The organism is Pseudomonas sp. BF-B-26 (assembly GCF_019956495.1).
Taxonomy (GTDB): Bacteria; Pseudomonadota; Gammaproteobacteria; order Pseudomonadales; family Pseudomonadaceae; genus Aquipseudomonas.
On record NZ_JAHBDP010000015.1, the window covers coordinates 1 to 10,526 of the forward strand.

A 10,526-nucleotide genomic window follows, 5' to 3' on the forward strand; every position below is an offset into this window, starting at 1 on the left:
CGCGAAAGCGGTGTGTCAGTCACCATTGATGTTGCCTGACACTCCGCCTTCGCGAGCAAGCCCGCTCCCACAGTTGATTTGCGTCGCTACATGCTTTGCACGATCGATCACGGTGCCAAACGATTTCGCTGCCAAACGCCATCGCGCAACCGGTAATCGAGACGATCATGCAAGCGGTCGGCACGGCCCTGCCAGAACTCCAGACGCTCAGGGTGCAAGCAGTAGCCGCCCCAATGTTCGGGCCGCGGCACGGTCTTGCCGGCAAAACGTTGGGTGGTTTGTAGCAACAGCGATTCAAGCTCGGCCCGATTGGCCAGCGGCCGGCTTTGCGGTGAAGCCCAGGCGCCCAGGCGACTGTCCTGTGAGCGGGAATCGAAGTACGCATCCGACAGCGTCGCGTCGAGCCTGGAGACCTGGCCTTCGATACGTATCTGACGCTCCAGCCCCGGCCAGAAAAAGGTCATGGCGGCATGCGGGTTGGCCGCCAGTTGCTGGCCTTTGTCGCTCTGGTAATTACCGAAGAATGTGAAGCCTTCATCGCTCAAACCCTTGAGCAGCAGGACCCGGGCGTGCGGGCGCCCTTCACTGTCGACCGTCGCCAACACCATGCTGTTGGCTTCGACAGGCGCGCGCTCGGTGTCGCGGGCCAGTTGCAGCCATTGCCGGAACATCGCTATCGGGTCCTCCAGCGCCGAGTCGTCTTGCAGGCCAAAAAGGGTGTAGTTGCGGCGCATCTGTGCCAGGGAAAGGGGCATGACGGTGATCTCCAAAAAGGGTTCTGCCCAGTGTGCGACACACTGCGCAACAGCACCTTGATCACCATCAACACTTGGCACGCCCAGCCTTATTTAAGGCGCAGACGCCGAGCCAGTTTGTGCAGGTTGCTGGGGTCGACTTCCAGAATCCGCGCGGCGCTGGCCCAGTTTTCCCCGGACAGGCTCAAGGCCTGGAGGATTTTCTTGCGCTGGTAATCATCGACCGCTTCACCCAGGGGCTGGAACGGCTCATCAGCCGTCACGTCCAGGGGACTTTCGACGACCGCGCCCTGCCCACCCATGGCACTGTCGAGGTCCAGAATCTCGGGCTCCAGGGTCATGATCAGCGTACGACTGGTGCCGCGACTGAGTTGCTTCAACGCGGCCCGGCTGATCACATGTTCCAGCTCGCGCACGTTGCCCGGCCAACTGTAAGTCAGCAGCGCACGCTCGGCCGCCGGCGACAGACGCAAACCGCGAAGACCGAGCCGTGCCCGATTAAGTTCAAGGAAATGCCCGGCCAGCATCAACACGTCATTACCCCGCTCGCGCAGCGGCGGAATCGGCACCGGGTACACCGAGAGCCGGTGATACAGATCGGCCCGAAACAAGCCGTCGCGGATGCTGTCCGGCAGGTGTCGATTGGTCGCGGCGATGATGCGCACATCGACATGCAGCGGCTTGTCGGCGCCGAGGCGCTGGATCTCGCCGTTTTGCAGGGTACGCAGCAACTTCGCTTGCACGGCCAATGGCAATTCACCGACCTCGTCGAGAAACAGCGTGCCACCGTTGGCCGCATCGAAACGCCCGGCACGGTCACTGGTGGCGCCGGAAAACGCGCCTTTGACATGGCCGAACAATTCACTCTCTGCCAGAGACTCCGGCAACGCGGCGCAGTTGACCTGCACCAGCGGCTTATGACTGCGGCGCGACAGACGATGCAAGCGCCGGGCGAACAGCTCTTTGCCGACGCCGGTCTCGCCCAACAGCAACACCGGCAGCTCGGAATCGGCCAGCACGTCCAGTTCATTGAGCAACAGATGCAGCACCTCGCTCTGCCCGAGGATTTCGCCTTCATCAGCTGGCCTGCGCACGTCTTGAATATCGCTGCGGGACAAGCGCAGGCTGCGGTTTTCCTGCTCGAGCCGGGTGACTCGCACGGCGGCTTCGATCTGCAAGGTGCAGCGCTTGAGTTCTTCCCGCGCACGGCTGTCGAAAGTCCCGGCGTGCAGCGCATCGAGGGTGATCGCGCCCCAGATCCGCCCCTCCACGTACAGGCTCACGCCCATGCAGTCATGCACGGGCATCGGTTCGCCGGCGTGATTGTCGAGCAAGCCGTCATAGGGGTCCGGCAGGCGACTGTCGGGCTCGAACCAGGTGGGTTCGCGCGACGCCATGATCGCCGCCAGCCGCGGATGCTGGGCGATGACAAACCGACGCCCCAACGCTTCATGCACCAGCCCCACCGTCGCCACCGGCCTGAGGCTGTCGTCATCCAGACGCAGCAATCCCACGGCGCCACTGTTGAAGTATTCGCGCAAGGTCTGGACCAATCGTTGCAACCGCACAGCATTGGGCAACTCGACAATCAGGTCGGCCGCCAGGCTTTCTCGCAGCATGGTAGTTATTACCCTCTATGGTTGGATTCACCCTAAAGCGTCCGGGTGCCTATCACCACAACTAAAAATTAAGCCATATTTTTCAATACGTTAAAGATGGCATGCCGGGTGCAATGAGCCTGAGGAACCGTTGAAATCCAAACAAGGAACCCCCTGATGAGCCTGACCCTACTGGAACAAAGCCTCGGCCAACTGGCTTGCGATATTCCCGGCGCCACGCGGATCTTTCACACCTTCAAACTGGACTTCTGTTGTGGCGGGCATAAAAGCCTGCGCGAAGCGGCCGCTGGCAAAGACCTCGATCCGGTGCTGATCGCCGATGCGCTGCACCGGCTGCAAGACACCGGCGAAACCCAACACGACTGGCGCAGCGAACCGTCGGAGCTGTTGATCGCCCACCTTCTGGCGCGCTATCACGCCCGCCATCGCGAGCAACTGCCGGAACTGATCCGCCTGGCCCGTCGCGTCGAGCAGGTCCACGGTGCGCGCAGCAGCTGCCCCAACGGCCTGGCCGATCTGCTGACCGACATGCAACAAGAACTCGAAGGTCACATGCTCAAGGAAGAACAAGTGCTGTTCCCGATGCTGCAACAGGGCATCGGCCCTCAGGCCGCGCCGCCGATCCAGGTGCTGCGCTTTGAACATGATCAACATGGCGAAGCCCTCGAAAAGCTGCTCGCGCTGACCAACAACATCACCCCGCCAGCCGATGCCTGTAATACCTGGCGCGCCCTGTATCGTGGGCTGGTGGAGTTTCGTGATGACCTGATGCAACACATCCATCTGGAAAACAACGTGTTGTTTGTTAACGCCTTGAACCGTCGTCACTGATCGATTGCAGCTCACACCCAACCCGCGCCAACCCTCCGGTTGACGCGGGTTTTGTCTGTCAGGGACGGCGGGCGATCAACCGTGCCAATAGAACATGGCCTTGGCCAGGATCACGATCAACACCATGTGCCCGAGGATGCTGCGGCGAATCCAGCTGGCGCGGGTCGTGGTCAGGCGTGCGCTTTTCAGCCAGTACGCCAGCAGGAAGTAATGGCCGATGATGCTCAGGGCCAGGATGATCTTCAGGCTCAGCAACGTGCCAAAACTGCTCGCCAGCGGCTGACTCAATACGCCACGGTGTTGCCACGCCAGGCTGATGCCGGCGCCATACAACAGCAGCACCACGCCATGCAGCACCTTGCGCGAACGCACCGCGATCGCTTGATCGGCGCCCGTTTGCGCGGTAACCGCCACTTGCTGGCGGGCGTTGTGCCAGATCACCACCTCGAAAAACAGCGTGCCGATGAAGGCAATCGCCGCCAGTAAGTGGGTGACCAGTAAAAAGGGATATAACACTGGCAGCCTCCATCAGTTCGCTTGCTTAGCCTGGATGGCCGTCCACCCGGGCCCGCAGCAGCATCGGCCCGTAGCGCCAGGCGTACAGCACAAACGCCAGCACCCAACACAGACCGGCCAGCCACAACGCAGGCAGGGGAAAGAACAGGATCAACACGACCCGGCTCAGACACGCCAGGTTGAGCAAAATGAACGCCAGGGTCATGCCCGACGGAGGCTCCAGCGCTCGGCCGGTGTGGCCCAGGCTAACCCGCGCGATCATCGCCAGCACCAGGCCGCCCATGGCGCCGATGGTCAGGCAATGTACCGCCAGACTCGGATTGATCGGCGCACCGAAATGCCACAGCGCCATTGCAAGACAGGCCACCGCCAACCAGGCATACGCCAGGTACAACGACCACAGCAACGGCACGTGCCAGAGGGCGCGATCATGCCAGCGAACCAGACGCACCAGGTGCCCGGCGGCCAACACGACAAACAACAGGCCGACCCAGAGATTGGGGTCAAGCGCAGGTCCGGCGGCATATAACAACGCCACCAGCGGTGAGCCAATCAGCAGCAGCCAATCCAGCCACGGCCAAGGGGTCACGCCATCGACCTTGCCGAGGCCGCGCTGGATGAAAAACGGAATGACGCGCCCGCCGATCAAGCCCATCATCGCCGCCACCAGCCAGAGGCCGGTCAGCACGCCTTGACGCTGCCAGCCTTCATGACCTTCGATGAGGCCGTACAGGGACAACCCGTCGGCCGCCGCTAACAACAACAGCACCACCGCAATCGGGTAGTTACGTTTCTGCCGCACCTTCCACAAGGTGAAACCCATGAGCGCGGCCACCGCCAGCGGGAACGCCAATTCCAGCACCGCGAGCACCGGCCACGGCGCATTGACCAGCCAGGCCACGCGCGCCAACAACCACAGCAGCGCCAGAGCGGCCAGGGGTCGCCCGCTGAGGCCGGGACGACCGGTCCAGGTCTGCACCGCCGTCAGGAGAAAGCCTGCGATGATTGCCAGGCCGAACCCGAACAGCAATTCGTGTCGATGCCAGCCCAGCCAGCCACCCGCCGGCTGCCAGCCGGACAGCGCACCACTGAAGGCGGCCAGCCAGAGCGGAATGACCAGCACTGCCAACAGGCAGCCGGCGAGGAAAAATGGCCGAAAGGCCAAACGTAACAGCGGCGCGATGGCCATCGCTTTACGGCGGTCGAGCACTTGCATAAAGCCACTCCTTTACCTTGCTGCTGACCTGACGCCAATCCACATGCGTCGAGGTAAGTCCGGGGGCAATGATCGGGTATTGGCGATCAATTGCCTTTGTCGCAGATCAAGTGTGCAAGGGGCGTGCCCCGATGCTCATTCGAACCCCGTGGTGAGAGGACTTGCCCCCTGTGGGAGCGAGCGGGCTCCCACAGGGGTGGTCGAGTCAGGGTAGAAATAACCATTAAAGGGTTATTCAAACCCTAAACCTCGTGGTCGTTTTTACCCTCTTTTCTGACAACCCTAATAAACAAGGGCCTCCAGGCATGGCCCGCGTCTTGCTCACGCTTTCAGCAATCAAAAAAACTTTGGTCCCTCTCGATCCCCAGGAGTCGTCATGAAAAAAGTCATCCAGCCACTGGCCTGGTTTGTGGTGCTGACCTCGGTTCTGGCGTTGGCCAGCGGCGTCTCGCTGGGCCTCGTTTGACTTGATCGCTATCCCCTCCTCAATCTTCAGGATGAATTCTTATGGTGCTTCATCGTGTCCATCACCAGATTCTGCGCAGTCATCACTTGTTCGAGCCGTTGAACGAAGAACAGCTGGATGAACTGATGAGTACCAGCCACTTGTTGAGCATCGACAAGGGCGAACCGTTGTTCCGCCAGGGTGAGCCGGCAGACTCGTTCTATTTCGTGATTGCCGGTGCGGTGAAAATCTACCGCCTGACACCGGATGGGCAGGAGAAAGTGTTTGAGGTGATCGGCGATCGGCAAACCTTCGCCGAGGCGATGATGCTGATGGACACCCCGAATTATGTGGCCTCGGCCGAAGCCATCTGCCCGACTCAGCTCTATCGGATATCCAACAACACCTACATGCGCCTGCTGCAGAGCAATAGCCGGCTGACCTTTGCGTTGCTCGGCAAGCTCTGCGTTCGCCTGCATCAGCGGGTCAACGAAATCGAAACCCTGTCCCTGAAAAACGCCACCCACCGGGTCGTGCGCTATCTGCTGACGCAACTGGTGCGCCAGCAAACCGTTGACAGCCAATTCGAGCTGCCGATGGCCAAGCAATTGATTGCCGGGCATCTGTCGATCCAGCCGGAAACCTTTTCGCGGATCATCCGTCGCCTGATCGATGAAAACATCATCACCCAGGACGGCCGCCAGATCGCCATTCTCGATCGTCTGCGCCTGGAACAGTTCGAGTGAGTGCCATGCCCGTCTGTTTGTATTGCCAACACACCAACCCCGCACAAGAAACCGAGTGCCGCCAATGCGGCATGCCCCTGCCGGCATTGGCGGCACAGGCGGGGGAACGCCGGCTGCGCCAATTCATGTGGTTCTGCATCGGCCTGACGATCTTCTGCGTGACGATGTTTTTCTGGCTGCCGCGTAGCATCTCCTGAAGCCTCACCGCAATGTTCAATCCCCCCCCCCTCGCGCCTGTGAAGCACAGCCCTGTTTGGACCGGGAACAGGGTGGACCTGTGGCGAGGGGACTTGTCCCCGTTGGGTCGCGAAGCGGCCCCTCTTGATTGCGCATCGACCGCAGGGGCCTGCTGCGCAGTCCAACGGGGACAAGTCCCCTCGCCACAGGTCTACCATTTCCCCGGTGTGTTGATCACGGCTGGGTCAGCTGGCGATACAACTGCGGCAAGCGCAGGGGTAGTTGTTCGGGCTGGCGGATCAAGGTGTAGCCATTGGCGCCGAACATGTACGGCAGGTAATCCCCGGCCTCGCGGTCAATCGTGATACAGAACGGCGTCAACCCCTGGCGCCGCGCCTCCAGCACCGCTTCGCGGGTGTCTTCAACGCCGTAGCGCCCCTCATACAAATCCAGATCATTCGGTTTGCCATCCGTGAGCAGCAGCAACAGTTTGCTGCGGCGTTTGCTCTTGCCCAGCAGTTGGGTGGCGTGGCGGATGGCGGCGCCCATGCGGGTGTAATACCCCGGTTTGAGCCCTTGAATGCGACCGCGGGTGTTGTCGTCATAACGCTGGGTGAAGGACTTGAGTTCCTGCATGCGCACTTGATGACGACGCAGTGAGGAAAACCCGTACAGGGCGAAATCATCACCCAGCACCGACAGGGTTTCGCCGAACAGCAACAAGCTGTCGCGGATCACATCAATCACCCGATGCTCATCGTTCAAGTGCGCGTCGGTGGACATCGACACATCGGCCAGCAACAGGCACGCCAGGTCGCGGCGCGTCTGCCGTTGTTCCATGAACAGACCGCGTTCCGCACACTGGCCATGCTCGCGTTCGACGTGAAAATCCAGCCAGGCCTGCATGTCCAGTTCAGACCCTTGAGGTTGCTGGCGCAGCCATTGGCGATCATTGCGCAGGTGCTCGAACTGGCGGCGCAGACGGTGCGCCGAGGCCTTCAGCCGTGGCGGCAATGACTGCGCCTCGCAGTCACGGGGCACCATCATTTGCAGGTTGACGAAGCTGTCCTGCATCTGCTGTTTGCGGTAATCCCACTCTGGCAGCTTGATGCCCTCGCCCAAGGGAATATCGTCGACATCGGCCGGTGGCAGATCCAGGTGCAGCTTGAGGCCGCCGCCCTTGCGCAGACGGGTGCGCGACAGGCTCAACTCGTCGAGGTCCTCAGCGACTCTGGCCGCGTCCGGGTCTTCACTGTCGTCTGACCAGCGATCCAGGTCGACGTGTTCGGTCCAGCTGAACAGGTTCTCCAGGCGCACGATCAACAACCCGCCGTCGCGGCTGCCTTCATCGATCCGCTTGGCGCGTTTGCTTCCCCCTTTCTGCTCACCGGGCGGGGTCGTCAGCGATTCTTCCGACTCGTCACCGAGGTCGGCAGCCTGCGGGCTGGCGAGGTTTTGCGGTGGGTACAGCCACAGCGGCAGCGGCCACGCGGCCCGTTCGCTGCGGGGAAAATGTTCGACACTGCCCGGCTCGCGTAGCGCCTGGCATAACGCCCGCTCCAGCGCCGCTTCGCCGGTGTTCAATGTGGCCGGATCCGGGCGTAGTTGCAGATGGGCATCGACCAAACGTTTGTACCGGGCACGCAACGCGGGATAGCGCCGCAACAGCTGTTGCGTCCAGCGTTGATTGTCCCGACCCCAGTGCCGCATCTGCCCGGCCTGGGCCGCCAGCAATGCGAGCCAGCGATAGAGTTCCTCGTTCAGCGCGACTTCAGGAAACACCGCCAGGCTCGACGGCAGACGCAGGTTCGCCTCGTCGCACCACGCCAAGGGCACTTGCTTGCAAGTGCCGGCGATCTGCTGCAGCACGTTGCGTCGCAACAGCAGGTCGCGGTCGCTGGCGGCTTCGACACCAATGCCACTGGCGCCGCCCATGGCGCGAAACAGCAGCGCCAGTGGTCGTTGCTGGCTGGCCAGCTCGACCCGTGCTTCGGGGAAGTCCGGGCTGGCGCGCCGGGTGATGAAGCGATGCCAGACGCTGCCGACCCACTCTTCCAATTCGACGGTAAAGGCCATGGTCATTGCCCTTTTTGTAAAGCAAAAAAACGGCCCGCTGTATCAGCCGGGCCGACCTTTTCTAGCCGTTACAGCGGCTCATGAAGGAACCACCGCAGCCGGGGCGCGCAAGGCTGCGCGGCCACGCTGCTTGAAGCTGAACAGGTAACACGCGAGCCCGGCGAAGAACCCGAGACCGGCACCCAGACGAGCCCAGAACAACACTTGCAGATGTTCCACCGTGGCCATGAATGGCAACGCGACTCCATCGACCTGCCAGCGTTGCAGGTAGACCTGCACGACACCCGCAGCAGTGAGGAACAGCGTGATCATCACCATCGACAGGGTCATCAACCAGAAGCCCCAGATTTCATAGGTCTGCGAACGCTCGTCAGCCGCTTCACCCAACCCGCGCAATCGCGGCATGGCGTAGCTGATCAAGGTCATCACGATCATCGCGTAAGCACCGTAGAAGGCCAGGTGACCGTGAGCAGCCGTCAGTTGCGAGCCATGGGTGTAGAAGTTGACCGGTGCCAGGGTGTGCAGAAAACCCCAGACGCCTGCACCGAAGAACGCGGTGACCGTAGTGCCCTTGGCCCACAGCGTGGCGGCGCGGTTCGGGTGTTGCCGGCGACGGTTCTTCACCATGCTGAAAGCGAAGATCACCATGGCCAGGAACGGTAGCGGTTCGAGTGCCGAGAAGATTGAACCGACCCACAACCAGACCTCGGGCGCACCGATCCAGAAGAAGTGGTGACCGGTACCGATGATCCCCGTTATCAGCGCCATGGCGATGATCACATACAGCCATTTCTCCACGACTTCCCGGTCTACACCGGTGATCTTGATCAGGACAAACGCGAGCATCGAACCCATGATCAGTTCCCACACGCCCTCTACCCAAAGATGCACGACCCACCACCAGTAGAACTTGTCGCGGGCCAGGTTGCCGGGGTTGTAGAAGGAGAACAGGAAGAACACCGCGAGCCCGATCAACCCGGTCATCATCACCATGCTGACGGTGGTCTTGCGACCTTTGAGCAAGGTCATGCCGATGTTGTAGAGGAAGCCCAGGCACACCACCACAATGCCCATCTTGGTGATGGTCGGCTGTTCCAGGAACTCTCGTCCCATAGTCGGCAGCAGCTCGTTGTGGGTCAGCTTGGCCAGGCCGGCATATGGCACCAGCAGGTAGCCCAGGATCGTCAGCACGCCAGCGGCGGCGAATACCCAAAACAGGATGATCGCCAGTTTCGGACTGTGCAGTTCGCGGTCGGCCTCTTCCGGAATCAGGTAGTAGGCGGCGCCCATGAACCCGAACAGCAGCCAGACGATCAGCAGGTTGGTGTGCACCATCCGCGCCACGTTGAAGGGGATGATCGGGAACAGAAAGTCCCCTATCACGTATTGCAGGCCCATGATCAAACCGAACAGCACCTGACCGAGAAACAGGATCAGGGCGAACACGAAGTACGGTTTGGCCACGGCTTGCGAGGCGAATTTCAGATGCGGATTAGCAATGCTCATCGCTTAGCCCTCCTTGTTTGGCGGCCAGCCATTGGTGTTGATGTTCGAGCTCCATTTGAGGAACTCGGCGATGTCATCCACCTCCTGGTCACTCAACTTGAACTGCGGCATCGCGCGTCGGCCCGGTACGCCCAGTGGCTGCATTTTCATCCAGGCATGCAGAAAGGGTTTGAAGCCCGCCTCCCCACCGCGCCGCTGGAACACGTTGCCCAGCTCAGGCGCGAAGTAGGCGCCCTCGCCCAGCAGCGTATGGCAGCCGATGCAATTGTTTTGCTCCCAGACCAACTTGCCGCGCACCACTGATTCGGTTAGCTGCGCTTCATTGCTGCGGGCCGGAAAGGTCTGTTCCGTGTGATAGGTCAAGGCCAGGAATATCAGGAAGAAGAAGATGCTTCCCCCGAAGTAGATATTCCTGGCCATGCCTTTGGTGAAGGTCTCTGACATGGTCGCTTCCTCTTTGCTTGGCCCGTCCATGATAGGAAGCGAAGGGTTGAAACCTGCTTGATGGCGATCAAGAAAGGCAGATGGTTTTGGTCGGGTATTGCCGACGACGCAAATCAAATGTGGGAGCGGGCTTGCTCGCGAAGGCGGTGTGTCAGTCGCAATTGATGTGCCTGACACACCGCCCTGTCTCTTATA

General features: G+C 61.0%; 10 protein-coding genes. 3 read left to right on the forward strand and 7 right to left on the reverse strand.

Annotated elements, in window-relative coordinates; all coding sequences use genetic code 11:
- Positions 1 to 107: 107 nt before the first annotated feature.
- Both pdxH and norR read right to left on the reverse strand, forming a co-directional pair.
- Positions 108 to 755: a pyridoxamine 5'-phosphate oxidase gene (gene pdxH, locus KGB03_RS01335; RefSeq protein WP_223525991.1), complete on the reverse strand. Its 648-nt coding sequence runs from the start codon at positions 753 to 755 to the stop codon at positions 108 to 110.
- An 89-nt stretch (positions 756 to 844) separates the two neighbouring features.
- A complete protein-coding gene (gene norR / locus KGB03_RS01340; protein ID WP_111450208.1) occupies positions 845 to 2,374 on the reverse strand; it encodes a nitric oxide reductase transcriptional regulator NorR in 1,530 nt (509 codons plus the stop codon).
- A 156-nt stretch (positions 2,375 to 2,530) separates the two neighbouring features.
- On the opposite strand from norR, the gene ytfE reads away from it, so the two are divergent.
- The gene (gene ytfE / locus KGB03_RS01345; protein ID WP_192408281.1) at positions 2,531 to 3,205 is read left to right on the forward strand and encodes an iron-sulfur cluster repair protein YtfE; all 675 of its coding nucleotides are present in this window, start codon (positions 2,531 to 2,533) and stop codon (positions 3,203 to 3,205) included.
- A 75-nt stretch (positions 3,206 to 3,280) separates the two neighbouring features.
- Here ytfE and KGB03_RS01350 read toward each other — a convergent pair whose 3' ends face one another.
- A complete protein-coding gene (locus KGB03_RS01350; RefSeq protein ID WP_111450210.1) occupies positions 3,281 to 3,721 on the reverse strand; it encodes a CopD family copper resistance protein in 441 nt (146 codons plus the stop codon).
- A gap of 25 nt (positions 3,722 to 3,746) precedes the next feature.
- Positions 3,747 to 4,937: an NnrS family protein gene (locus tag KGB03_RS01355; protein ID WP_223526000.1), complete on the reverse strand. Its 1,191-nt coding sequence runs from the start codon at positions 4,935 to 4,937 to the stop codon at positions 3,747 to 3,749.
- Positions 4,938 to 5,444: 507 nt separating this feature from the next.
- Between KGB03_RS01355 and KGB03_RS01360 the strand changes: the two genes are divergently transcribed.
- Together KGB03_RS01360 and KGB03_RS01365 are read left to right on the forward strand one after the other, a co-directional pair.
- Positions 5,445 to 6,128, forward strand: a complete 684-nt coding sequence (locus tag KGB03_RS01360) for a Crp/Fnr family transcriptional regulator (RefSeq protein ID WP_218536984.1) — start codon at positions 5,445 to 5,447, stop codon at positions 6,126 to 6,128.
- Positions 6,125 to 6,325, forward strand: coding sequence for a protein DnrP (locus KGB03_RS01365; RefSeq protein WP_223526001.1), 201 nt, complete (start codon positions 6,125 to 6,127; stop codon positions 6,323 to 6,325). The genes KGB03_RS01360 and KGB03_RS01365 overlap by 4 nt, the downstream gene beginning before the upstream one ends.
- Before the next feature lie 214 nt (positions 6,326 to 6,539).
- On the opposite strand, the gene KGB03_RS01370 is transcribed toward KGB03_RS01365, so the two are convergent.
- From KGB03_RS01370 to KGB03_RS01380, 3 genes are all read right to left on the reverse strand, one after another.
- The gene (locus KGB03_RS01370; RefSeq protein WP_223526008.1) at positions 6,540 to 8,381 is read right to left on the reverse strand and encodes a nitric oxide reductase activation protein NorD; all 1,842 of its coding nucleotides are present in this window, start codon (positions 8,379 to 8,381) and stop codon (positions 6,540 to 6,542) included.
- Between the two features lie 78 nt (positions 8,382 to 8,459).
- Complete coding sequence (locus KGB03_RS01375; protein WP_111450212.1) at positions 8,460 to 9,887, reverse strand: cbb3-type cytochrome c oxidase subunit I; 1,428 nt, start codon at positions 9,885 to 9,887, stop codon at positions 8,460 to 8,462.
- Between the two features lie 3 nt (positions 9,888 to 9,890).
- A complete protein-coding gene (locus KGB03_RS01380) occupies positions 9,891 to 10,331 on the reverse strand; it encodes a c-type cytochrome (RefSeq protein ID WP_010460184.1) in 441 nt (146 codons plus the stop codon).
- Positions 10,332 to 10,526 lie beyond the last annotated feature (195 nt).